The sequence below is a fragment of the Nitrococcus mobilis Nb-231 genome (assembly GCF_000153205.1).
GTDB lineage: Bacteria > Pseudomonadota > Gammaproteobacteria > Nitrococcales > Nitrococcaceae > Nitrococcus > Nitrococcus mobilis.
On record NZ_CH672427.1, the window covers coordinates 429,148 to 451,872 of the forward strand.

23 protein-coding genes and 2 pseudogenes are annotated in these 22,725 nt (G+C 61.6%); all 25 read left to right on the plus strand.

The window, feature by feature from the left end:
* Nucleotides 1-21 precede the first annotated feature (21 nt).
* A complete protein-coding gene (locus tag NB231_RS16560) occupies nt 22-405 on the plus strand; it encodes a flagellar protein FlaG (protein ID WP_004999296.1) in 384 nt (127 codons plus the stop codon).
* A gap of 165 nt (nt 406-570) precedes the next feature.
* Entirely contained in the window at nt 571-2,619 is a 2,049-nt protein-coding gene (fliD, locus tag NB231_RS01955) for a flagellar filament capping protein FliD (RefSeq protein WP_004999297.1), read from the plus strand.
* 27 nt (nt 2,620-2,646) lie between these two features.
* A complete protein-coding gene (fliS, locus tag NB231_RS01960) occupies nt 2,647-3,078 on the plus strand; it encodes a flagellar export chaperone FliS (RefSeq protein WP_004999298.1) in 432 nt (143 codons plus the stop codon).
* Nucleotides 3,062-3,412: a flagellar protein FliT gene (locus tag NB231_RS01965; protein ID WP_004999299.1), complete on the plus strand. Its 351-nt coding sequence runs from the start codon at nt 3,062-3,064 to the stop codon at nt 3,410-3,412. Before fliS ends, NB231_RS01965 begins: the two co-directional genes overlap by 17 nt.
* A gap of 146 nt (nt 3,413-3,558) precedes the next feature.
* Nucleotides 3,559-4,998: a sigma-54 dependent transcriptional regulator gene (locus NB231_RS01970; protein WP_004999300.1), complete on the plus strand. Its 1,440-nt coding sequence runs from the start codon at nt 3,559-3,561 to the stop codon at nt 4,996-4,998.
* A gap of 71 nt (nt 4,999-5,069) precedes the next feature.
* Nucleotides 5,070-5,390 (plus strand): flagellar hook-basal body complex protein FliE, encoded by a 321-nt coding sequence (fliE, locus tag NB231_RS01975; protein ID WP_004999302.1) that lies wholly within the window; start codon nt 5,070-5,072, stop codon nt 5,388-5,390.
* 41 nt (nt 5,391-5,431) lie between these two features.
* A complete protein-coding gene (gene fliF / locus NB231_RS01980) occupies nt 5,432-7,174 on the plus strand; it encodes a flagellar basal-body MS-ring/collar protein FliF (protein ID WP_004999303.1) in 1,743 nt (580 codons plus the stop codon).
* Nucleotides 7,167-8,176, plus strand: a pseudogene (gene fliG, locus NB231_RS01985) (flagellar motor switch protein FliG). Before fliF ends, fliG begins: the two are co-directional and overlap by 8 nt.
* A complete protein-coding gene (locus NB231_RS01990; protein ID WP_004999308.1) occupies nt 8,176-8,895 on the plus strand; it encodes a flagellar assembly protein FliH in 720 nt (239 codons plus the stop codon). Before fliG ends, NB231_RS01990 begins: the two are co-directional and overlap by 1 nt.
* On the plus strand, nt 8,879-10,252 hold the full coding sequence (fliI, locus tag NB231_RS01995; RefSeq protein WP_004999310.1) for a flagellar protein export ATPase FliI: 1,374 nt from the start codon (nt 8,879-8,881) through the stop codon (nt 10,250-10,252). The genes NB231_RS01990 and fliI overlap by 17 nt, the downstream gene beginning before the upstream one ends.
* Nucleotides 10,249-10,695, plus strand: coding sequence for a flagellar export protein FliJ (gene fliJ, locus NB231_RS02000; RefSeq protein ID WP_004999311.1), 447 nt, complete (start codon nt 10,249-10,251; stop codon nt 10,693-10,695). Before fliI ends, fliJ begins: the two co-directional genes overlap by 4 nt.
* A complete protein-coding gene (locus tag NB231_RS02005) occupies nt 10,692-11,672 on the plus strand; it encodes a flagellar hook-length control protein FliK (protein ID WP_040661593.1) in 981 nt (326 codons plus the stop codon). Before fliJ ends, NB231_RS02005 begins: the two co-directional genes overlap by 4 nt.
* Before the next feature lie 97 nt (nt 11,673-11,769).
* Nucleotides 11,770-12,291 carry a flagellar basal body-associated FliL family protein gene (locus NB231_RS02010; protein ID WP_004999314.1) on the plus strand — a complete coding sequence of 174 codons (522 nt, stop codon included), beginning with the start codon at nt 11,770-11,772 and terminating at the stop codon, nt 12,289-12,291.
* A gap of 2 nt (nt 12,292-12,293) precedes the next feature.
* Entirely contained in the window at nt 12,294-13,304 is a 1,011-nt protein-coding gene (fliM, locus tag NB231_RS02015) for a flagellar motor switch protein FliM (RefSeq protein WP_004999315.1), read from the plus strand.
* The gene (gene fliN, locus NB231_RS02020) at nt 13,301-13,717 is read left to right on the plus strand and encodes a flagellar motor switch protein FliN (protein ID WP_004999319.1); all 417 of its coding nucleotides are present in this window, start codon (nt 13,301-13,303) and stop codon (nt 13,715-13,717) included. Before fliM ends, fliN begins: the two co-directional genes overlap by 4 nt.
* Before the next feature lie 12 nt (nt 13,718-13,729).
* Nucleotides 13,730-14,173, plus strand: coding sequence for a flagellar biosynthetic protein FliO (gene fliO / locus NB231_RS02025; protein WP_004999320.1), 444 nt, complete (start codon nt 13,730-13,732; stop codon nt 14,171-14,173).
* Nucleotides 14,173-14,910, plus strand: coding sequence for a flagellar type III secretion system pore protein FliP (fliP, locus tag NB231_RS02030; RefSeq protein WP_004999321.1), 738 nt, complete (start codon nt 14,173-14,175; stop codon nt 14,908-14,910). Before fliO ends, fliP begins: the two co-directional genes overlap by 1 nt.
* A gap of 29 nt (nt 14,911-14,939) precedes the next feature.
* The gene (gene fliQ, locus NB231_RS02035) at nt 14,940-15,209 is read left to right on the plus strand and encodes a flagellar biosynthesis protein FliQ (protein ID WP_004999322.1); all 270 of its coding nucleotides are present in this window, start codon (nt 14,940-14,942) and stop codon (nt 15,207-15,209) included.
* 24 nt (nt 15,210-15,233) lie between these two features.
* On the plus strand, nt 15,234-16,010 hold the full coding sequence (fliR, locus tag NB231_RS02040; protein ID WP_004999323.1) for a flagellar biosynthetic protein FliR: 777 nt from the start codon (nt 15,234-15,236) through the stop codon (nt 16,008-16,010).
* Between the two features lie 107 nt (nt 16,011-16,117).
* Nucleotides 16,118-17,275: a flagellar biosynthesis protein FlhB gene (gene flhB / locus NB231_RS02045; RefSeq protein ID WP_004999325.1), complete on the plus strand. Its 1,158-nt coding sequence runs from the start codon at nt 16,118-16,120 to the stop codon at nt 17,273-17,275.
* Nucleotides 17,272-19,392, plus strand: a complete 2,121-nt coding sequence (flhA, locus tag NB231_RS02050) for a flagellar biosynthesis protein FlhA (RefSeq protein WP_004999326.1) — start codon at nt 17,272-17,274, stop codon at nt 19,390-19,392. Before flhB ends, flhA begins: the two co-directional genes overlap by 4 nt.
* Nucleotides 19,393-19,439: 47 nt before the next feature.
* Complete coding sequence (gene flhF / locus NB231_RS02055) at nt 19,440-20,759, plus strand: flagellar biosynthesis protein FlhF (protein ID WP_004999327.1); 1,320 nt, start codon at nt 19,440-19,442, stop codon at nt 20,757-20,759.
* Nucleotides 20,760-21,632: a MinD/ParA family protein gene (locus NB231_RS02060; RefSeq protein ID WP_004999328.1), complete on the plus strand. Its 873-nt coding sequence runs from the start codon at nt 20,760-20,762 to the stop codon at nt 21,630-21,632.
* Nucleotides 21,629-22,351, plus strand: a complete 723-nt coding sequence (locus tag NB231_RS02065) for an RNA polymerase sigma factor FliA (protein WP_004999329.1) — start codon at nt 21,629-21,631, stop codon at nt 22,349-22,351. The genes NB231_RS02060 and NB231_RS02065 overlap by 4 nt, the downstream gene beginning before the upstream one ends.
* 56 nt (nt 22,352-22,407) lie before the next feature.
* Nucleotides 22,408-22,723: pseudogene (locus NB231_RS02070) on the plus strand (response regulator); the annotation flags it as partial.
* Nucleotides 22,724-22,725 lie beyond the last annotated feature (2 nt).

Consider the following 22,725-nt stretch of genomic DNA (forward strand, 5'->3'; position numbering starts at 1 on the left):
TCTCGCAGCGGAGATTGTGTCATGTCCAACTCAATCAATGACTCGCTCGTGGCTATTCCGCCCGTGATGAGGCATGCCGAGGTAAATCAGGGTGAGGCGGCTCGTGGCCGACCGAGTCGTGCGGAGCGTATCAACCCCACTGAGGTTGCGAATAAAACGGATGGCGCGCGGGCGATCGTGCCGGCAGAGAGCATTGCGGAGGCGGCTCAAAAGGTCCGTGATTTTCTACAGGTTGCCCAACGGAATCTTGAGTTCAGTGTCGACAAAGAAAGTGGCGTAACCATCATCCGGGTGCTGAATGCCGCAACCGGCGAGCTTGTGCGTCAGATTCCGCCGGATGAGGTTTTGGATATCGCGGAACGGTTGGATCAGCCCGAAGGGGTCTTGCTGCGTGGCCAAGCCTAACACGACAATCAAACGGCATTGTGCGCCACTTCCCCAGCCTTGCGATCAGCGCCATCTCAAGCCCCGATATACGGGGCCGATATTTGGGTAAGTGTGAGCCGTTTCGGCAGCCGGGTTGCTGCCAAACCGTGACAGCGACTCGAGCAGACGAATAAGGAGTTAGCTATGGCAGGCATCAGCTCTCTAGGGATCGGTTCCGGTCTGGACATCGGCGGCCTTGTCGACAAGCTGGTGGCTGCAGAGCAGGCCCCGGTACAAAATCGGCTTAATCGGCGCGAGGCCCAGGTGCAAGCGGAGCTATCCGCTTATGGCAACTTGAAATCGGCCCTGAGCGGTTTCCAAGATAAAGTTCAAGGCTTGTCACAGGCGAGCGATTTCCGGGTGCTGAAGGCGACCTCAAGCAACTCGGAAGCCGTGGCCGTGTCGGCATCCTCTGCGGCGACCGTCGGGCGCCTTGATTTGGAGGTGAACCAGCTGGCGCAGTCGCAAGCCGTGGCCTCGGCGGCTTTTGCAACTTCCGCCACCCCGGTGGGATCCGGTACGTTGACGCTGCGCTTCGGCACCGTTACCACCGATGTCGACGGCGCGGTCAACGGCTTTAAGCAGAACCCGGACAAGGCCGTCGCCACGATCGACATTCCTGCGGCTGTCAATAGCCTGGCGGGTATCCGCGATGCCATCAATAACGCCGATGCGGGTGTGAGCGCCAGCATCATCAACGACGGTGTCGGCGAGCGGCTGATCTTCAATACTACGGATACGGGCGCCACGAATGGCTTTGTTATCGAGGTCGCCGACGACGATGGTAACAATACGGACGCCGCCGGGCTCTCACAGCTTGCCTTCAATACTTCAGCAACCCAATCGCAACAGGCCCGTGCCGGTCAGGACGCGCAGCTTATCGTCAATGGCTTGGCGGTGAGCCGTGCCAGCAACCAGATCACCGATTTGATCGAGGGGTTGACGCTGTCGGTGCAAGCTACCACGACCTCTGCAGCGCGCATCGACGTGACGCAGGACACGGATACGGTCAAGGAAAAAATTCAGGGCTTTGTCGATGCCTTCAACCAGCTGCGTCAGCAGATCAGCCAGCTTACGAGCTTCGACGCGGAGAAGAAGCAGGGTGGTGTTCTCCAGGGCGATGCCACAGTGCGCGGAATCGACTCGCGCCTGTTTCGCCTGACCACCTCCGAGATCCCGGGGCTGAGTGGTCGGGCGATCCGCTCGCTGGCAGATTTGGGGATTACAACCGCCAGTGACGGCACGTTGGCCATCGACGATGCCAAACTGAGTGGGGCGCTCGAGGCGCATTTCGACGAAGTAGGGGCGTTGTTTGGCATCGGTGGCCTGGCCGATGGCAGCGGCTTCCGCTATGTCGGCAATACGGATGCGACGCGGGCGGGTGAATATGCGGTCGCTGTGACTCGCCTCGCTCAGCAAGCCTCGATCCAGGGGGCGGGCATCGCGCCTCCTACGTCGGAAGCACCGCTGGTCATCGACGCGAGCAACGACACGCTGCAGCTTACGGTGAACGGTGTGACCTCCGAGTCCATCCAGTTGACCCACGGCAGCTATACCAGCGGTAGCGATGCGGCGGCCGAGCTGCAGGCCCGCATCAATGGTGATGCAAATCTAAAAGAGGCCGGAGCAAGGGTAAGCGTGGCCTTCAGTGGCGACGCTTTTCTGATCGCCTCGTCGCGCTATGGTAGCGAGTCCACCGTGACGCTCAACTCCGTGGCGACCAACACGCCTTCGAGTCTTGGGTTCAGCAGCGGGCAGACCGGCACGGGGGCGGATGTCGAAGGGACGATCGACGGGGCTGCCGCGTTGGGTTCGGGTCGCTTACTAGCGGCACAGGAGGGGCGGGCCGATGGGCTGAAAATCGAGATCACCGGACAGTCAACGGGCCCCCTTGGCACGCTTACCTTTACCCGCGGACTGAGTGATCAGATCGATACGACCCTGGGTGTTTATCTTAACGGTGACGGGCTGCTCGATTCGCTCACCGAGAGCCTCTCAGAGCGGATCGATGCTATCGGTGAGGATCGCGACCAACTCGCCGCGCGTATGGAGCAGGTTCGGCAGCGGTATCTAAATCAGTTCAACGCCATGGATGCGCTGGTTGCACAGCTCAATACGACGGCCAGTTTTCTCGACAATCAGCTCCCGGGGCTCGAAAGGCTGGCCCAATCGGGCGGCACCTCTGGTGGCTAATGAGTAACGGATAGAGGGACGCAGACTATGTTTACCGCGCGCGCCGGCATTGCTCAATATCAGCAAGTAGGCAATCAATCGGTGACCTATGCCGACCCATGGCAGCTCATCGGCATGCTATTCGATGGCGCATTGGATCGTGTCGCGCAGGCACGCCATGCCATGCAGATCGGGCAGATCGCCGTGAAAGGGGAACGCATCGGTAAGGCGATCTCCATACTGGAAGGGCTGCGCGGGAGTTTGAATCACGAGCTCGACCCGCAGTTTGCCGGCAATCTGGATGCGCTTTATGAGTATATGCAGCGCCGCTTGCTCGAGGCGAGCCTGCATAACGCCGAGCAAGCGCTCGATGAGGTCGCCAGGTTGCTCCGCGAGCTAAAATCGGGATGGGATGCAATTCCGCAGGAGGCGCGGGATGTGGGCCGGCATCAGGCAGAGCAGCGTGGCACCCACGACTGATTCGGCGCCTATCGCCGCGGCCGACGATCATGAGCGGGCCGCCCGACGTCTGCTGGAGTTGACCCGGGAGATGCTGGATTTGGGCCACGTAGGTGATTGGGTGCTCTTTGCTCAGCGCGAGGAGGAGCGCCAAGCGCTCTCTCGTACGATCTTTGCGACCCCGGTACCGCGCACCGCCGCGCCGCTCGTGGCCGATTGCATCCGCCGTGTGCTCGACTTGGATCAAGAGCTGATTACGCTCGCCGAGGCGCATCGCGACCAAGCCTCCCGCGCGATGCGCGACGCTCAGCGTGGCCGGCAGGCCGCTAACGCCTATCGTCGATTCTCGCGCTAAGGCGCCGGCTTTTACGCTTGGTTGCTGGGCGGCTGTAGTAGCGGCTGCAACGGTCGGGCGTCGTTCATTTGACGCGTATCACATTCCTCTTTCCATATCGCCGATACATTGGCACAGGAGGACAGGCTAAGGACGCGTTAGTAGCAATGGTCAAAGTGCTGGTGCTGGATAGAGACGCCGATCGCGCGCGCGGTATCGAGGCCGTGATCCACTTTCTCGAGCACGAGCCGGTGGTCGTTTCCCGCGCTGAAATGCTTGCGACGATCGGACAGCAGACGGGCTATGCATTAGGTTTGATCACGGATGATCCGAGTGAGGCTCGCACGAGCGCTTGGCTTGCGGCACTCGGGCAGACGTTGCCGAATCTACCCGTCTTTCTGCTGCGTCCGTGTGGCGTCCGAGCGCCCAACGGCGGAGCTTTGGCGGGCAATGTGTTAGGTACGCTCGGGTATCCGCTGCGCCAGCAGGAACTCTCGGCGGCGCTGCGTCAAGCGCTGAGTCACAATGCCCAACAGGGTGACTCTGCTCAGAGAGCCGCGCTCGCGGCACTCCCGCGCCTAGTGGGGGAGAGCACGGCCATGCAGCGAGTCCGGCAGCTGATCGGGCAGGTTGCCGGTTCGGATGCTACCGTGCTGATTTTGGGCGAGTCCGGCACCGGCAAGGAGATCGTGGCGCGCCAGATTCATGCCCAGTCCAACCGCCGAGATCAGCCCTTCGTTCCGATCAACTGCGGCGCCATACCCACCGAGCTGCTGGAGAGCGAGCTCTTCGGTCACGAGAAAGGAGCGTTCACCGGTGCGGTCTCAAGCCGCCGGGGTCGCTTCGAGCTCGCCCAAGGCGGGTCGCTATTTTTAGACGAAATCGGCGATATGAGTCTGCACATGCAGGTCAAGCTGTTGCGTGTTTTGCAGGAACGCACCTACGAGCGTGTTGGTGGCAATAAGACCCACCAGGCCGACGTGCGGGTCATCGCTGCCACCCACCGTGACCTCGAGGTGCAGATTGCCCAGGATGCGTTTCGAGAGGATCTGTTCTACCGGCTCAATGTCTTCCCCATCGAGGTACCGGCGTTGCGCCAGCGGATTGCGGATCTACCGGTGCTGGCCGAGGAACTCATTCGGCGCATCGAGGCCGAAGGGCGGGGCGTGGTGCGCCTTACGGCGCAGGCACTCTCGGTACTGAGCCAGTACGGTTGGCCCGGAAACGTCCGCGAGCTCGCCAATTTGATCGAGCGACTTGCCATTCTCCGGCCCTACGGCGAGGCGGGCGTCGCGGATTTACCAGAGAAGATACTCGAGCATGCCCGGCACGCCGCCGCCGAGCAGCAGGCGGCGGGCGCGCAGTCGGCAGCGGATCATTCGGCGCTGGGCTCGGCTGATGCACTTTCGCGGATTGTGGTACCAGACGACGGGATCGATCTGAAGGAATGGCTGACGGATATGGAAATACGGTTTATTCGGCAGGCCTTGGACCTCACCGATGGCGTGGTCGCGCGAGCCGCCAAGCTGCTGCGGCTGCGACGCACGACGCTGGTGGAGAAGCTGCGCAAATACGGCATTCAACGCGAGGGTATGGATGTCTCCTAAGCACCTTGGCCTTAATGCATGGCTCGATTCATGCATTTGAAATAGCGGATGCTACGCAGTGAGGCCCGACCATGAACGATATACGGATACAACAGGCGCTGCAGCAAATGCAGACATTGGCGGCGCAGGCCGCAGGGAGGCTGCCATCCGAAGCGGCCGTGGATTCCCGGCCTGCGGATTTCGCCGGATTGCTGCAATCGGCCATCGAGACGGTCAACGACTTACAGCAAAACACAGGGCGAAAAACCGATGCCTTTCTAAACGGTGAGGGTGTTCCACTCACCGAGGTAATGATTGCAGGGCAGAAATCCCGTGTCGCCTTCGAAGCAATCAAGGAGGTCCGCAACCATCTCTTGACGGCTTATCAGGAAATTTCGCGGATGCAGATTTGAGGGTGGGGTAATCCCATAGAACACGATAGGAATAACGTGCTATGGCGGCGAATCAGGCGCTGGCGCCTACTGCAGACACCAATCTGAAGCCACAGCGTCAAAAAGATGACGAGCGGGGCCGACTCGGTGTTCTGCTGAGCGAATACCTCGGCGAGCGGGCGCTGCGCCAGATGGGATTGATCATCGGTCTTGCCCTGGCCGTTGCCGCCGGGTTGGCGTTGTTCATGTGGGCGCAAGAGCCCACCTATCGCGCCCTCTACGCCAATCTTCCGACGCAGGACGCCAGCGCCGTGGCCGATGCGCTGCAGACGGCCAATATCCCGCATCGGTTGGATACGAACTCCGGGGCTATTTTGGTGCCGGCGCAGCGACTGTCCGAGGCACGCCTGAAGCTTGCCGGGCAGGGGTTGCCTCATACGGGTGGCGTCGGTTTCGAGAGCCTGCGCCAGGAGCAGGGCTTCGGCACCAGCCAATTCATGGAGACGGCCCGGTTCCAGCGGGCATTGGAGACCGAGCTGGCCCGGACCATCGACGCTCTGGATCCAGTTGCACGATCACGCGTGCATTTGGCCATTCCCGAGCGCTCAGTATTCGTACGTGACCGTAAAACCCCCAGCGCGGCAGTCAGTATCGGGCTTTATCCTGGGCGTGTTCTGAGCTCCGGCCAAGTTCTGGCCATCGCTCATTTGGTGGCAAGCGCCGTGCCCGCAATGACGGCCAGCGCGGTGACGATCGTCGACCAGCGCGGCCGGCTGCTCAGCCGCGTAGCAAATGAGGGCGAGGGGCTGAATGCGACAGTACAGCAGCTTGCCTTTCGCCACCGGGTCGAGGAGGCCTACGCGCGGCGGATCGAGGACTTGCTGACGCCGATTGTCGGTGCCGGCCATGTGAAAGCCCAAGTCAATGCACGTGTCGATTTCTCGGCCCAAGAGCGAACGGAAGAGCTGTATCAACCCGAGCAAAGCGTAGTGCGCAGCGAGCAGAGCATGAAGGAGCGTACCGAGCGCTCGCAGAAGGCCATTGGGGTGCCGGGTGCGCTTAGCAATCAGCCGCCGGGTACCGGCACGCTGCAACCGGCGCAGCCGGGTAAGTCGGGTAAGCCGGTCGATCAGCAGGAGGCGGCTAACCAAACCTCGGCCCCGGAGTTGGTGGACAGCCGCATCAGTCACACCCGCAACTACGAGATCAGCAAGACGATCCACCATGTGCGTACACCGCGAGGGGCGATCACCCGGCTTTCGGTAGCCGTGCTGCTCGATCGCCCCGCAATCGCGGCGAAGACCAAGGATAAAACCCAGGCTCCTCCCCAAGTTGATCCCCAAGTTGAGTTGGCCGAGCTCACAGAGCTTGTGAAGCAGGTCGTCGGCTTCGATGCGGACCGCGGGGATACGATCAACCTTATCAGCTCACCGTTCCAACCGCCCGAGGAGGCACCGCCGGCACACACGCCGCTATGGCAACAGCCCTGGGTGTCGGAAGGGGGCAAGCTGCTGTTGGCGTCGCTCTTGGGTTTGGTGCTGATTCTGGCCGTGGTGCGTCCGCTTGTGCATGGCCTGCTCGGCCGGGATCGTTCCGAGCGGCCCGATTCCGCGGCGCAGGCGCAAATTCATGGTGGTGCCGATGCCGATGCTGATGCCGCGCTTACCGGACCCGCCGAGCCCAAGCGGCTCGGCACGGTAAGCGATTACAACGATCGCCTGCAGATCGCCCGGGATGTCGTGGGTAAAGAGCCTGCAGTGGCGGCCAATGTAATGAAACACTGGTTGGCTCAAGAAAATGAGTGAGGCCGGTAAAACCACGATGACCGGCGCCGAACGGGCGGCTATCTTCCTGATGAGCCTCGGCGAGGAAGATGCCGCCAAGGTCATGCGGCATCTGGGGCTGCGCGAGGTGCAGCAGCTCGGGGCGGCCATGTCGGCGTTGGAAAATGTGACCCGTGAGCAGGTCAACAGGGTGCTCGGCGATTTCGTGACCACGGTCGAGGAACAGACGTCTTTTGGGATCGGCAATATGGAGTACATCCGTACGGTCATGGTCAAGGCGTTGGGGGAGGACAAGGCCGGCAGCATCATCGACCGGATTTTTATGGGTGGCAACACGCGCGGTCTGGAGCAGCTCAAATGGCTCGACGCCAAAACCATCGTGGAGATGGTCCGCCTCGAGCATCCCCAGATTATTGCGATTGTGCTCGCTTACCTCGACCCGGATCAGGCGGCGCAGGTGTTGCGTGGGCTGCCGGAACGAGCACGCCACGATGTCATCATGCGGGTGGCTGCGCTGGAAGGTATTCAGCCAGCCGCACTCAAGGAGCTCGACGAAGTCATGGAGCGCCAGTTCTCGGGTAAGGAACGGATCAACTCCTCCACGCTCGGCGGCGCGCAGAGTGCTGCCAACATTCTCAATCAACTCGATTCCACCAGCGAAGCCAGCATTATGGAACAGATCCAGGAAATTGATCCGGATCTGAGCGAGTCGATTCAGGAGCTGATGGTGGTCTTTGGCGACCTTGCTGAAATCGACAACCGTGGGGTGCAGCTGCTGCTGCGCGAGATCATACCGATACGTTGGTGCTCGCGCTCAAGGGGGCCGACGACCGAGTGAAGGATAAGATTTTTCACAATATGTCCCAGCGAGCCGCCACGTTGTTGCGTGACGACTTGGAAGCGAAAGGGGCGGTGCGCCTGAGTGAGGTAGAGGCGGCGCAGAAGGAGATTCTGGCGGCCGCTAAACGTCTGGCTGACGAGGGGCAACTGTCGCTCGGGGCGGCAGGGGAGGCCTATATCTGATGACGGATGCAATCATTTCACGGGCGGCGCGCGAGGGCGGCCAGGCGAATACCTGGCACTTGCCGGATGTATCCGAGTCTACTGCTGCGTCTACCCAGGAGGTGCGGCAAAGCAATACTTCCTCCGGTGCCTCTGGGGTCAGCGTCGAGGTGCTTGAGCGAATCCAGCGTGAAGCCTACGCGGAAGCCTTCGAGGAGGGGCGCCGGGAAGGGCATGCAGCAGGTTTCCGTGAGGGGCACGAGGCCGGCTTCGCTCAGGGGCAAGCCGAGGCGAGCGAGCTGGTTCGGCGTATGGGCGAACTGCTCGATGGTTTGGCGCAACCCGCAACCGAGCTCGACGATGCCGCCGAGCAAGAGCTCGTGCATCTGGTCTTGTGCTTGGCGCAACAGATCATCCGCCGTGAGTTGCAGATCCAGCCGGGCGAGATCGTGAGCGTCATCCGCGAAGCGATCGCGTTGTTACCGCTCTCGGCACGGAAGGTCAAGGTCCAGGTGCATCCGGACGATGCGATTTTCATCCGCGAGACGCTGGGCGAAGGCGAGATGGTATGGCAGTTAGTAGACGACCCGAGCATCACCCGGGGGGGGTGTCTCGTCAATACGGCTCGCTCCCGTGTCGATGCCACGCTCGAGCACCGCTTGACGGCGCTGGCGGCCGAATGGCTCGGTGATGGGCGACGTCGCGAACTCGGTGCAGAAGCGTATGACTCGCCGCGCTGAACGGCGCACACAATGGCTTGAGCGGCTGCGCAAATACCGCGAGCGAGTGCGTCGGCCGCCGTTGGTCGTGGAGGGGCAGCTGCAGCGTATGGTGGGGCTCACACTCGAGGCCGAGGGATGTCAGGCCGCCGTAGGATCGCGTTGTACGGTTATCGCTGGGGCTGGCGCCCAAGTGGAGGTCGAAGTGGTGGGCTTTGCCGGCGATAAGCTTTATCTAATGCCTACCGGGTCATTGCACGGACTCACACCCAATGCCCGGGTCATACCGCATGCCGAAGCGTGCGAGGCACGGGTGGGCACGGGCTTGCTGGGCCGGGTGCTCGATGGCGCCGGCCGGCCGCTCGACGGTAAAAAATTGCCTCGAGCCGATGCCACGATGCCGTTGGTCGGTCGTTCGATCAACCCCCTGTTACGAGCCCCGATTCAGCGACCGCTCGATGTCGGCATCCGCACCATCAATGCATTGTTGACGGTCGGCCGCGGGCAGCGCATGGGATTGTTTGCGGGTAGTGGAGTGGGTAAGAGTGTGTTGCTCGGCATGATGACTCGTTACACCACGGCGGATATCGTGGTGGTAGGCTTGATTGGCGAGCGCGGCCGCGAGGTCAAGGAATTCATCGACCATATCCTCGGAGACGAGGGACTCTCGCGTGCCGTCGTGATCGCCGCGCCGGCCGATACCTCCCCACTGATGCGCCTGCACGGCGCACTTTTGACCTCCAGTATCGCCGAGTACTTCCGCGATCGCGGTTGTCAGGTTCTGCTGCTCATGGACTCTCTAACCCGCTATGCGCAGGCACAGCGCGAGATTGGGCTGGCCATCGGCGAGCCGCCCACTACCAAAGGCTACCCACCGTCGGTTTTCGCCAAGCTACCCCAACTGGTGGAGCGGGCCGGCAACGGTCCCGTTGACGGTGGCTCCATTACGGCGTTCTACACGGTGCTGACCGAAGGCGATGATCACAATGACCCGGTGGCGGATGCGGCGCGCGCGATACTCGATGGCCATGTTGTGTTAAGCCGCGAGCTCGCCGATGCCGGGCATTATCCAGCCATCGATATCGAGGCTTCGGCCAGCCGCGCCATGCTGAACATCATTACGGCGGAGCAGCTCAAGGCCGTGCACCGCTTCAAAAACCTCTACTCGCTGTACCGGCAGAATCAGGATCTGATCAATGTCGGCGCCTACAAAGCGGGCAGTAACGCCCGCGTCGATGAGGCGATGGCCTATCAACCAGAGCTTGTCCGCTATCTACGCCAGGACATCGATGAGGCGGTGGATTTCGCAGAGAGCATCGCCGAACTGCTGGATCTGCTCGGCGAATCGGAGCAGGAGACCGCGGAGTCCGAGCAATGAAACGATCCAAGCGTATGGAGCCGATCCATCATCTCGCCAGTGCGCGCGCGACGGAGCTGGCGCAAGCGTATGCGGCGCAGCGCGAACTGCTGGATCAGGAAGGCGAGCGCATGGCGCAGCTGCGTGGATTTCGCCGGGAATACGAGCAGAAGCTGACGGTCTCGGGTGGGCAGGGCATCGACGCCTATCGCCTGCGCGACTACAACGCTTTTCTGGCCCGTATCGATCAGGCCATCGGCCACCAGCAACAGAGTCTCACGCATTTGGCAGCCGAGGTCGAAGAACTGCGGCGCACCTGGTTGGATCAGTGGGGTAACGCGCGCGCGCTGGAACAGCTGGTGGCGCGTTACCGTCGTACGGAGCAGCGTGCCGATGCCGTCCGTGAGCAACGCCTCAACGACGCGCTGGCCCAGCGTCGCTCGAGGCAAGGGGAACGCCGATGAAGGGGGGATTTGAAATGATGCCTTCCAATGCCTTGCAATTGCGCCGCCTTGATGCACCGGGCTCTACTGCCACGGTTACGGGCACCCCCCCGGTCGAGGACAGGTTTTTGACGGCCTTGGCCGCTCAAATCGAACAGGAAACGGGTCGCCGTGTCGACCCGCAGACCCTGGCGGCCTGGCTCAAAGAGCACAGCGATGATTATCCCGCCATTGCGCCGGGTGGCCTGTTGCCGTTACTCGCCGGGCTGGTGGATCGCTCGGTTGCCTTGGGTTCCACCACATCGGTGGCCGCTGGTAGGCCGGATCCGAGCGCGTTGATGCGCTTGTTGAGCACGGCTGCCGGCGGGCCGGTTCGGGGCGTCGACGAGCAGGCGGCGCGCTTATTGGCGGCCTTGCGCGCCGGCGGCGATGCCATGCAGTCCGCGCAGCAAGGGAGTGACGCCGAGTCGAACGAGCCGGCGGCGTTTCAGTCTGTATTGCAAGGCGCGGTTGCGCCGCTTCCCGCTGGCTTGTCATCCACTGAGAATCGCGCGGGCCTGCCGACCCTGCAGGTGAGCACGCCGGTTACCCAAGCGGGGTTTGCAGCGGCCGTCGGTGAGCGAATGCAATGGATGGTCCGAAACGAGGTTCATCACGCCCGCTTGCTACTCAATCCACCGGGGCTCGGTCCCCTGGATATTGCGGTCACGCTGCAGGCTGATCAGCTCAGCGTCGTTCTCAATGCGCACCACGCGCTTACCCGCGAAGCGTTGGCCGCCGATGTGCCGCGCTTGCGCGGGTTGTTGGCCGATGCCGGATTTGGTGCGGTCGACGTCAACGTCTCCCAAGATCACGGGGGTGGTAATTATCCACCACCGGGTGCGGCACCGGATGAACTCATCCCGGCAAGTGTCAGCGGCGTGCCGGAGTCGCTCGAGTCCGTGCAGGGCGAGGGGCCGCTGCGTTTAGGGCGTTCGCTGGTGGATCATTACGCCTGAGTCGAGCCGTAGGCGAACCGGTGTCCTGTGATGCCTGGACTTGGACCGCACAGGGTATTGAGAGCGCTGCAAATTACAGGGAAGAGGAGCGCGGCGGATGACCGCAGTCAGTCTAAGCAAGCGTCAAGCAGGCCTGGCCACATGGCTGATCATTGTCCTGATACTGGTCGTGGCCGCGCTCATCGGCGTCGGTAGCGTGGCGGGACTTTACTACTCCGGCTATCTCGGCGGCAATCAAGCTGCAACGGCCGTCGCAGCGGATGCGAGCGCAACCGAGGATTCGGTGAGCGCTCCGCGTAAACCGCCCATCTATTTGCCGTTGGAGCCGGCGCTGGTGGTCAACTTCAATCGCCGCGGTCGAGTTGGCTATTTGCAGGCCGGTCTGCAGCTGATGGCTCGCGAGCAATCCGTCATCGATGCCGCACAGGCTAATTTGCCCATGATCCGCAACAGCCTCCTCATCCTGCTGAGTACTCAGAGCTATGAAGAGCTCAGCAGTCGGGAAAGCATGGAGCGGCTGCGGCAGAAAACCCTCGATGAGGTCAACAGTGTGCTCGATCGCGTTGATGCGCCCGGTCATATCGAGGCGGTGTATTTCACAGCATTCGTGATGCAATAGCGATGACCAATCAAGATGTTCTCAGCCAAGAAGAGATCGATGCGCTGCTGCATGGCATCGATGGGGGCGAGATCGAGGGGGCGGAGCCCGAGCCCCCCAGCGGGGGCATCAGTGCCTATGAATTTCAGTTCCAAGACCGCATCGTGCGGGGCCGGATGCCCACGCTCGAGATGATTAACGAACGCTTTGCCCGGCTGCTTCGAACCGGCCTGTTCAACATGCTGCGCAAGACCGCGGAGGTGAGCGTCGTTGGTGTGGAACTGCTCAAGTTCTCTGAGTATGTGCACACCCTTTACCTACCCACCAGCCTCAATTTGGTGAAGGTGCCCCCGCTGCGGGGTACGGGCTTGTGCGTGCTCGATCCCAAGCTGGTGTTTATCCTGGTCGACAATTTCTTCGGCGGTGACGGTCGCTATTTCAGCAAGATCGAAGGGCGCGAGTTCACACCCACGGAGACGCGGGTAATTCGCAAAGTCCTCGAGCAGGGGTTCGCCGACTTGCGCGAAGCCTGGAACCCGGTGCTGCCGGTGGATTTCGAATTTCTCAACATGGAGGTCAATCCGCAGTTTGCGAACATCGTCTCGCCTTCGGAGGCTGTCGTCGTCTCGCGCTTTCATGTCGAGCTCAACGGCGGCGGTGGCGATCTCCACATCACCTTGCCCTACACCATGATCGAGCCCGTCCGGGACGTCCTAAGTGCCGGCGTACAAAGCGATCGTAACGATGTCGATCAACGCTGGGTGCGCTCGCTGCGCGAGGAGATGAAGAGCGCGCCGGTGAGGCTTTCTTGTCGGCTGACCGAAGCCAGGGTCAGTCTGCACGAACTCATGCGGCTGCAGCCCGGCGACATCATCCCCATCGAGATGCCCGAAACCGTAGTATTACGTGCCGCGGAGGTTCCGGTGTTGCGCGGTCGGCTCGGGTGCAGTGGCGGCAACGTGGCCGTCAAAATCACGGAGCCGATTCGTGCTCCGCAGTATCAATCTCTGATCAGTCTGAGGAGGCGCACATGAGTAACCATCAGATCAAGGAGCAGGAGAGCGGTGCGGATTGGGCGGACGCTTTGGCTGAACAAGGCAATGGCCGTACTGAAGATGTCGCAACTGTGGAACGCGCGCCGCTCGATAAGCTGGATTCGGAGCCGGGCAACGCCGGGACAGACGAGGACGTCAACCTGGACGTCATTCTGGATGTGCCGGTCACGCTGTCCATGGAACTCGGCCGGACCCAGATCGATATTCGCAATCTGCTGCAGCTCAACCAAGGTTCTGTGGTCGAACTGGATCGCCTGGCCGGCGAGCCGTTGGACGTCATGGTCAACGGCACCTTGGTTGCGCACGGCGAGGTAGTGGTGGTCAACGAACGATTCGGCATCCGACTGACCGATGTGGTTAGCCAGGGTGAGCGGGTCCGCAAACTCAGGTAAGGAGCCGCAGCCATGGGCTCGTGGGGCATCGGACGGATTGCCGGCGCGGTACTCGTCAATTTCCCGGCAGCCGCCGCTCAGGCGGCGGCCCGAGTCGATGGCTCCGGCGTTGACATGGACGCGCTGCTACGTTTGACCTTTGCCCTCGGCGTGGTTCTAGCTGCAATCATCGGACTTGCTTGGCTGTTGCGACGGGTGGTTCGGTTCAATCACGGTGCCGCTGGGCAGCTTCGTATTTTGGGTGGTCTGGCGGTTGGCAGCCGGGAACGAATCGTGTTGGTGCAAGTGGGCAAAGCCCAGCTCCTAGTCGGGGTAGCCCCTGGTCGGGTACAAACTTTGCATGTACTCGATGAGCCCATCGAGGTCCCAGCGGTGGCGGCGCCGGGTGCCGATGGCCGGAGTGTTTCGTTTGCACAACGGCTGCGCGCGGTGCTGGAGGAGCATGGGAAGCGCTGATGCGAGCTCTGTTAATGGTGGTTCTTCTGTGGGTGCCGGGGGTGGCGCTCGCGCAGGGCACCGGCATCGAGGCGGTCACGGTACAGTCGGCCGGCGATGGCGAGACCTGGAGCGTGAGTCTGCAAATTCTCGCCGTAATGACGGCGCTGACCTTGTTGCCGGCGGCGTTGCTCATGATGACCGCCTTCACGCGAATCATCATCGTGCTTGCCATCCTGCGCCAGGCCATCGGCACGACCAGCACGCCGTCCAACCAGGTTCTCATCGGTTTGGCGCTGTTTCTGACGGTGTTCGTGATGTCGCCGGTGTTGACTCAGATCAATGAGGTGGCGCTGCAGCCCTATCTCAACGAGGGGATGGATGCGGAGCAGGCGGTTCGGGCCGCTGCCGGGCCGCTGCGCGCGTTCATGTTGGCGCAGACTCGGGAGAAGGATATCGGCTTGTTCCTCAACATCGCGGATGCAGGGCCGGTAGCAAGTCCACAGGAAGTGCCTTTCTCGACCCTGGTTCCGGCTTTTATGACCAGTGAGCTCGAGACGGCGTTTCAGATTGGCTTTATCGTCTTCCTGCCGTTTCTGGTCATCGATTTGGTGGTAGCCAGTACGCTTATGTCGATGGGCATGCTCATGCTCTCGCCTATGCTCATCTCACTGCCATTCAAGATCATGCTGTTCGTGTTGATCGACGGTTGGTCACTAATCATGGGAACGCTGGCCGGCAGCTTTTATCCCGGTTGAACCGGCTCTTTGCAGGAGGCAAGTCACCCATGTCACCGGATCTCGCCATCGAGCTCGGCAAGCAGGCGCTGACCGTGGCGGTCCTGATCGCCGCGCCGATTCTGCTCTCGGCGCTTGCCGCCGGGTTGATCATCGGCATGTTTCAGGCCGCCACTCAGATCAACGAACAGACGATGAGCTTCGTGCCCAAGCTCGCCGTGCTGGTGCTGACTTTGTTTGTCGCCGCGCCCTGGATGCTGCAGGTGCTGCTGGATTTCACCCAGAAACTGTTCCGGGGCATTCCGGGTTTTATCGGTTAATCCGCAGGTTGATTGGGCACAGTCATGACGATCCGGTCGGTCGAGCTCACCGCCTGGCTCGGGCAGTTTCTCTGGCCGTTCATTCGGGTCAGTGCCGTTTTACTGACCGCCCCGCTGTTCTCCAACATCCTTATTCCCGTTCGACTGCGGGTGTTGCTTGGTGTGGGACTCACCGTGGCGGTACTGCCGGCCGTAGGTAATGTGCCGCAGCTCGATCCCTTGTCTCCGGAAGGGGTGCTGGTCGCCGGGCAGCAGGTGCTGATCGGCGCCGCCATCGGTTTGCTTCTGGCCATGGCGTTCCAAGCCGTGGCGATCGCTGGAGAAACCCTATCGATCACCATGGGGCTTGGCTTTGCCACCATGATCAGTCCACAGACGGGCGTGTCGAGTTCGGTGATCAGTCAATTCTTGCTCATCCTTGCCATGCTGCTGTTTTTGGCCGTGGGCGCTCACCTCATGCTGATTCAACTGTTAGCGGAGAGCTTTCGCACGTTGCCCATCGCGGCGAGCGGGCTCGGCGGCCAGGATGTCTATGCGTTGGTGGGTTGGGCGGGGGAGATGTTCGCCGGCGGTGTATTGCTGGCGTTGCCCGCCGTCGCCGTATTGCTGATCGTGAATCTGATTATCGGCGTAATGACCCGTACCGCGCCGCAGATGAACATCTTCTCGGTCGGTCTGCCTCTTACCCTGTTGGCGGGCTTCGTGGTCGTGCTCATTATCTTGTTGCCGGCTTTGCCTGAACATATGACGGATCTCTGGCGGTCGGCGTTCGACGGCTTGCGCCGGATTCTCAACGGCTAAGCGGCCAGCGTGTCGGTTTATTTTCCCGTAGCGGGTGTTTCGCACAAAACCATTATCGGCGCGATTTTTGCATTGCTTGAATCGAGATTCAAGCGTGAGGGTGTGCAGTGGCCGAGGAGCACTCCAACGGCGAGGAGAAGACCGAAGCGCCGACCGCCAAGCGTCGGCACGAGGCGAAAGAGCAGGGGCAAGTCCCGCGTTCCCGTGAGCTTACCACGCTGTTGGCGATGCTGAGCGCGGCGGGCGGTCTGTTGATCTTCGGCAATTACATGACCGATAGCCTGGCTGACGCCTTGCGGCAAGGGCTACACGTGGGACGCGATGCGATTTTCGATCCGCAGGCGCCCATTCGGCTGTTACGCGAAATGATTGCTCAAGGTCTCTGGGCGGTGGGTCCGTTGGCGCTGGTGTTGTTGCTGGTCGCCTTGGTGGCGCCGGTAGCCTTGGGAGGCTGGACATTCAGCGCCAAAGCATTGGCGCCCAAGCTCAGCAAACTCGACCCGGTCAAGGGGCTCAAGCGCTTATTTGGCGTGCACGGCTTGGTCGAACTCGGCAAGAGCCTGGCCAAGGTGATGCTGGTGGGTGCGGTGGGCACGTACGCGCTCTGGCAGTCACTCGATGACTTCCAGGCCTTGGCCGCCGAAGCATTATTCCCAGCACTACAGCACGCCGCCCGGATCTTTAACACTACCTTTCTCATGCTCGCCACAGCGCTGATTCTCATCGCGCTAGTCGACGTCCCGTTTCAGCTCTGGGATCACACCCGCAAGCTGCGGATGACCAAGCAAGAGCTTAAGGACGAGCTTAAGCAAACCGAAGGCAAGCCCGAGGTGAAAAGCCGCATCCGCCAACTCCAGCAGCAGGCGGCCCAAGGGCGCATGATGGAACAGGTGCCCAAGGCCGATGTCGTGGTCACCAACCCGACGCATTTTGCGGTCGCCTTACGCTATGACCCGCTGCACATGCGGGCGCCGCGGCTCATGGCCAAGGGTACGGACCTCATCGCGCAGCGCATCCGCCGCATTGCCGAAGACAATGGTGTTCCGCTGTTCGAGGCGCCGCCATTGGCGCGAGCCTTGCATTACACCACCGAGTTGGATCAGGAGGTTCCAGCGGGGCTCTACCTCGCCGTGGCGCAGGTGCTGGCCTACATCTACCAGCTCCGCAACCATAGCCGCGCGGGGCCGGCTCGGCCGAGACGACCTGAGCCGACCGTCCCCGAGGAATTCCTGAAGTACGTTCGGCCGCGTAGACAGAGGCGATGATGAGCATGGCAGCAGTATTTGCGCGGGGGTGGCGTCAAATCGGCGTGCAGGGTTTAGGAACACCTTTGCTGGTGGTCGCGTTGCTGGCGATGATGGTGATCCCGCTGCCGCCATTGGCGCTGGATTTGCTGTTCACATTCAATATCGTGCTCAGCCTGGTGATGTTGCTGGTCGCCGTTTATGCGCTGCGGCCGCTGGATTTCGCCGTGTTTCCGACACTTTTGTTGATCGCCACGCTGCTGCGGCTCGCGCTCAATATCGCCTCCACCCGCGTCGTGCTGCTCAACGGTCATACCGGCACGGCCGCGGCCGGTCACGTCATCGAGTCTTTCGGCGAGTTCGTCATTGGCGGCGATTACGCGGTGGGTCTGGTGGTTTTTGCGATTCTGGTCATCATCAACTTCGTGGTGGTCACCAAGGGCGCGGGCCGGGTCTCCGAGGTGAGTGCGCGTTTTACCCTGGATGCTTTGCCGGGCAAGCAAATGGCCATCGATGCCGATCTCAATGCCGGTTTGATCGATCAGGATCAGGCCCGCAGTCGGCGTCAGGAGGTCGTGCAAGAGGCGGATTTTTACGGCTCGATGGACGGTGCCAGCAAGTTCGTCCGCGGCGATGCGATCGCCGGCCTCCTGATCTTGTTCATCAACATCATCGGTGGGCTGACCGTGGGTGTGGCGCAGCATGATATGAGTCTGGCGAGCGCTGTGCACAACTACACGTTGCTTGCCATCGGCGATGGTCTGGCCGCGCAGATTCCATCATTGGTGCTCTCCACCGCAACCGCCATTTTGGTCACCCGCATGTCCTCCGCCCAGGATATGGGCGGTGCGGTGATGACACAGCTGTTCGACAACCCCCGGGCATTGCTGGTCAGTGCCGCCATCATCGGTTTGCTCGGCCTGGTGCCGGGCATGCCCAACTTGACCTTTCTGTTGCTCGCGGCACTGTGTTTCGCAGCGGCCTGGTGGCAGCACCGTCGCCGCGAGCGCGAGCAGCACCACGCTAGCGCACGCCGCGACGAGCCACCCTCGGAGGTGGTCGCACCGGAACACAAGGAGCTTACCTGGGAGGATGTGCCACCGGTCGACGTCATCGGACTGGAAGTCGGCTATGGACTGATCCCATTGGTGGATCGCAATCAAGGCGGGCAACTGCTCACCCGGATCAAGGGGGTGCGCAAGAAGCTCTCACAGGATCTGGGTTTTCTTATCCAGCCGGTGCATATCCGCGACAACCTGGATCTGGCACCGAGCGCCTACCGCGTCAGCGTGCTAGGGGTGGCCGTGGCCGAGGCGGAGGTCCACTCCGGGCGCGAGTTGGCCATCAATCCAGGCACAGTGCAGGGCCGATTGCAGGGAATGGCCACTCGGGATCCGGCGTTCGGTCTGGAGGCGGTATGGATCGATCCCGGCCAGCGCGATCATGCGCAAACCCTAGGTTATACCGTCGTGGACGCGAGCACCGTGGTGGCCACGCATCTCAGCCAAATCGTGCAAAGCCATGCCCATCAGTTGCTCGGTCATGACGAGTGCCAGAAGCTTCTGGAACGGCTGGGTCAAGCGCAACCGAAACTGGTGGAGGAACTGGTGCCGAATACGCTGTCGCTGTCGGTGGTGGTCAAAGTGTTGCAGAACCTGCTGGAGGAGCGCATTCCGATCCGCGATATGCGCTCCATCGTCGAGACTTTGGCGGAGCAGGGCACCCGCACACAAGATCCGGCGCAGCTCACACAAGTGGTGCGGCAAGCCCTTGGGAGGATGATCGTTCAGAACATCACGGGCATGGCTGCGGAACTGCCTGTGATTACATTGGATCCGAACCTGGAACAACTATTGCTAGACACAATTCAGGGAGCCGGCGATGGTGCGGCGGGTTTCGAGCCGGGGCTGGCGGAGCGGTTGCAACGCTCCTTGATCGACAGCGTGCGTCGCCAGGAAATGGCGGGACAGCCAGCGGTACTGCTGACCTCGCCACCGCTGCGCGGCTGGTTGTATCGGTTGAGCCGCCACAGTGTCGCGGGTTTGAACGTGCTCTCCTACAACGAGATACCCGATGACAAGCAGGTGCGGATCGTCAGCTCCATCGGCCAGCAGCAAGTGGCCGCTCAAGTCGGTTGAAACGACCGGCTAACTCGTAAATGCGTGGCTGAAATACCGGGAGTGGGATGATGAAGATCAAACGTATATTCGCCCCTGACATGCGCCAAGCGATCCGTGAAGTTCGCACGGCGCACGGCCCGGATGCGGTGATTCTGTCGAGCCGCAACGTGGATGGCGGGGTGGAGGTGATTTCGGCGGTTGACTACGATGAGCGCGCCGTGCGCGCGGCGCTCGAAGATGAACCGACGGCGCCGTCCGATACGGATTTCCAGGCGGTGCTCGGCCGCACGATGCGTCAAAAAACGGACACCGAGGTGCCGACGCGGCGGCTAGACGTCACCGTCGGGGAGGCGGTCGATCTCGATTTCTCAGCCGTTGAACCGGAGGATCCCGAACCGGTCAAGGTATCCACCGGTGAGCCGTCGCCGCGCATCGAGTGGACGCAGGAGCCCGCCATGCGGGAGATGTGCGCGGAGCTGCGCACTCTGCGTGGTCTCTTTGAAAACCAGTTGACACTGCAGGAATGGCAACGGTTGGGGCAACGCCATCCGCTGCGAATCACCTTGTTGCAGCGCCTCACCGCATTGGGATTGGGCGCTGATGTGGCGCGCAAGCTCGCCGATCACGTAGCCGAGAACACGGATCCGGAACAGGCCTGGCTGCAGGCTTTGGCGCTGCTGCGCCAGCATCTGCCGGTCGCCGACGACGACATCGTCGAGCGTGGCGGGGTGATCGCCATCGTTGGGCCCACAGGGGTGGGCAAGACCACGACCGTAGCCAAGCTCGCCGCGCGGTTCGCCCTGCGCCATGGCCGCCGACACGTCGCCTTGGTGACCACGGATAATTTTCGGATCGGTGGCCAGGAGCAGCTGCGCAGTTTCGCCCGCATCCTCGGCATACCGGTGCATACTGCGCATGACCGCGAGGAGCTCGCGGCGGTGTTGGCGGATCTGAGAGATAAGCAGCTGGTGCTGATCGACACGGCCGGTATGAGTCATCGCGATATGCGCCTGAGTGAGCAATTGCAGGCCCTGGAGACCGCCGACTCGCCGATTCGCGCCTATCTCGTCGTTTCGGCCAATACGCAACTCCCAGCATTGTGCGAAATCGTGCGCGGGTTCCGGAAGGTTAACCCGAGCGGTTGTATTCTCAGCAAGGTGGACGAGGCCACCAGCCTGGGCAGCGCCCTGACGGCGCTGTTGCGCTACCGGCTGCCGGTGGCCTATCTCGGTACCGGGCAACGGGTTCCGGAGGATCTGCAGCCGGCGCGCAGCGAGCCGCTGCTTGAGAATGCGCTGACGCTGATGCGTCAATACAAGGTTGAGGAAACCGACGATGAGGTGTTTGCGTTGCGTTTCGCCCGGGCGGCAACCGCGCAGCAGTGAATGGACATGGACCAAGCGGCGGGACTCAAAAGAATGAACGATCCCAAGCCCGTAAAGGTCATCGCCGTGACCAGCGGCAAAGGGGGGGTGGGCAAAACGCACATCTCGGTGAATCTGGCGACCGTACTGGCGCAGACCGCCCGAGGTGTCATGTTGTTGGACGCCGACTTGGGGCTTGCCAACGTCGACGTGCTACTGGGGCTTGCGCCGCGGCTCAACCTTGCCCATGTGATCGAGGGTCAGGCCACCCTGGAGGAGGTGTTGGTCGAGGGACCCAACGGGGTGCTCATCATTCCCGCCTCATCCGGCACGCAACGCATGGCCGAACTCGCCCCAGTCGAACACGTTGGACTCATCCACTGCTTCAGTGAGCTTAGCCACGAGTTGGACTATCTGATCGTGGATACCGCAGCGGGTATCTCTGATTCCGTCACGAGCTTCGCCCGAGCCGCGCGAGAAGTCTTGGTGGTGGCCTGTGACGAGCCTTCCTCTATAACCGATGCCTATGCGTTGATCAAGGTGCTGAATCGCGACCACGGCGTGCAACGCTTTCACTTGCTTGCCAATCGCGTGCGCAGCGTCCGGGAAGGTCAGGAGCTGTTCAATAAGCTCTCCAAGGTCACTACCCGTTTTCTGGATCTCACGCTCGACTACACCGGCGCCATTCCGGAAGACGATGCGTTGCGCAAAGCCGCTCAGCGCCAGCAGCCGGTGACGTGTGTCTACCCGAGCAGTCCATCGGGACGAGCCTTTTTGGATTTGGCCCGACGAGTGGCGCGGTGGCCGTTGCCGAATACGGCGGAAGGTCGCCTGGAGTTTTTCGTGGAGCGGCTCGTCGCATACGGAACGAATCGGCAAGGAGCGATCGGATGAAACACCTGGCCGCCTATGGGGAGGTCCAACGAGCGCGCCTCGACGATGACCTCGTGGTGCGCCATGCCCCTTTGGTTAAACGCATTGCCCATCACTTGGCGGGTCGATTGCCGGCGAGTGTGCTGGTCGATGATCTGATTCAAGCCGGCATGATCGGGTTGCTGGAGGCCGCGCGGCAATACGATGCCACTCAGGGGGCGAGCTTTCAGACTTACGCCGCCATTCGTATACGCGGGGCGATGCTCGATGAGATTCGGCGTCTCGACTGGACGCCGCGCTCGGTGCACCGTAAGGCCCGGGAGGTCGCGAGCGCGGTGGCCGAGATCGAACATCGAACAGGGCGCGAAGCCAAGGATTGGGAGGTTGTGCAGCAGCTCGGCCTCGATCTGAACGACTATCATCAGATTCTGCAGGATGCGGCTACCGCGCGCATCTTCAGTATCGACGACCAGGATCCCGAGCTCGGCGAGCCGCATGAAATCGCCGGCCATGAGCCGACCGCCATGGAGATTCTCGAGCAACAAGATTTTCAGGCCGCTTTGATCGCCGCCATCCGGGAATTGCCCGAACGTGAGCAACTGGTGATGCAGCTCTACTATAACGAGGAGCTCAATCTCAAGGAGATCGGGCAGGTGCTCGGTGTCAGCGAATCTCGGGTGAGTCAGATCCATGGGCGAATTGCGCTCAAGCTCCGTGCCCTCCTGGTCGATTGGAGGTAAGCGTTTCGCTCGAACGGTGGGCGACTGCCCATGCAGTACAGGAGGCAAGCGTGGCGTTGGACAAGCGCATGAAGATCCTGGTCATAGACGATTTCTCCACGATGCGCCGGATCATCCGCAACCTGCTTCGGGAACTCGGCTTCGAGAATATCTCAGAGGCCGACGGTGGCAGCACGGCGTTGCCGGCGCTGCCGCGTGGAGGGCGACTTGCTCATTACGGATCGGAACATGTCCGGCATGACGGGGCTGGAGCTGCTCGAAGAGGTGCATTCGGATCCGGTGCTTGCTACGCTGCCGGTGCTGATGGTTACGGCCGAGGCAAAGCGTGAGCAGATCATTGCCGCGGCGCAAGCCGCCTTCAACGGCTATATAGC

Bases quoted from the DNA above. Each gene is read 5' to 3' on its own strand.
- NB231_RS16560 (WP_004999296.1), top strand. From the start codon at position 22: ATGTCCAACTCAATCAATGACTCGCTCGTGGCTATTCCGCCCGTGATG.
- fliD (WP_004999297.1), top strand. From the start codon at position 571: ATGGCAGGCATCAGCTCTCTAGGGATCGGTTCCGGTCTGGACATCGGC.
- fliS (WP_004999298.1), top strand. From the start codon at position 2,647: ATGTTTACCGCGCGCGCCGGCATTGCTCAATATCAGCAAGTAGGCAAT.
- NB231_RS01970 (WP_004999300.1), top strand. From the start codon at position 3,559: ATGGTCAAAGTGCTGGTGCTGGATAGAGACGCCGATCGCGCGCGCGGT.
- fliE (WP_004999302.1), top strand. From the start codon at position 5,070: ATGAACGATATACGGATACAACAGGCGCTGCAGCAAATGCAGACATTG.
- fliF (WP_004999303.1), top strand. From the start codon at position 5,432: ATGGCGGCGAATCAGGCGCTGGCGCCTACTGCAGACACCAATCTGAAG.
- NB231_RS01990 (WP_004999308.1), top strand. From the start codon at position 8,176: ATGACGGATGCAATCATTTCACGGGCGGCGCGCGAGGGCGGCCAGGCG.
- fliI (WP_004999310.1), top strand. From the start codon at position 8,879: ATGACTCGCCGCGCTGAACGGCGCACACAATGGCTTGAGCGGCTGCGC.
- fliJ (WP_004999311.1), top strand. From the start codon at position 10,249: ATGAAACGATCCAAGCGTATGGAGCCGATCCATCATCTCGCCAGTGCG.
- NB231_RS02005 (WP_040661593.1), top strand. From the start codon at position 10,692: ATGAAGGGGGGATTTGAAATGATGCCTTCCAATGCCTTGCAATTGCGC.
- NB231_RS02010 (WP_004999314.1), top strand. From the start codon at position 11,770: ATGACCGCAGTCAGTCTAAGCAAGCGTCAAGCAGGCCTGGCCACATGG.
- fliM (WP_004999315.1), top strand. From the start codon at position 12,294: ATGACCAATCAAGATGTTCTCAGCCAAGAAGAGATCGATGCGCTGCTG.
- fliN (WP_004999319.1), top strand. From the start codon at position 13,301: ATGAGTAACCATCAGATCAAGGAGCAGGAGAGCGGTGCGGATTGGGCG.
- fliO (WP_004999320.1), top strand. From the start codon at position 13,730: ATGGGCTCGTGGGGCATCGGACGGATTGCCGGCGCGGTACTCGTCAAT.
- fliP (WP_004999321.1), top strand. From the start codon at position 14,173: ATGCGAGCTCTGTTAATGGTGGTTCTTCTGTGGGTGCCGGGGGTGGCG.
- fliQ (WP_004999322.1), top strand. From the start codon at position 14,940: ATGTCACCGGATCTCGCCATCGAGCTCGGCAAGCAGGCGCTGACCGTG.
- fliR (WP_004999323.1), top strand. From the start codon at position 15,234: ATGACGATCCGGTCGGTCGAGCTCACCGCCTGGCTCGGGCAGTTTCTC.
- flhA (WP_004999326.1), top strand. From the start codon at position 17,272: ATGATGAGCATGGCAGCAGTATTTGCGCGGGGGTGGCGTCAAATCGGC.
- flhF (WP_004999327.1), top strand. From the start codon at position 19,440: ATGATGAAGATCAAACGTATATTCGCCCCTGACATGCGCCAAGCGATC.
- NB231_RS02060 (WP_004999328.1), top strand. From the start codon at position 20,760: ATGGACATGGACCAAGCGGCGGGACTCAAAAGAATGAACGATCCCAAG.
- NB231_RS02065 (WP_004999329.1), top strand. From the start codon at position 21,629: ATGAAACACCTGGCCGCCTATGGGGAGGTCCAACGAGCGCGCCTCGAC.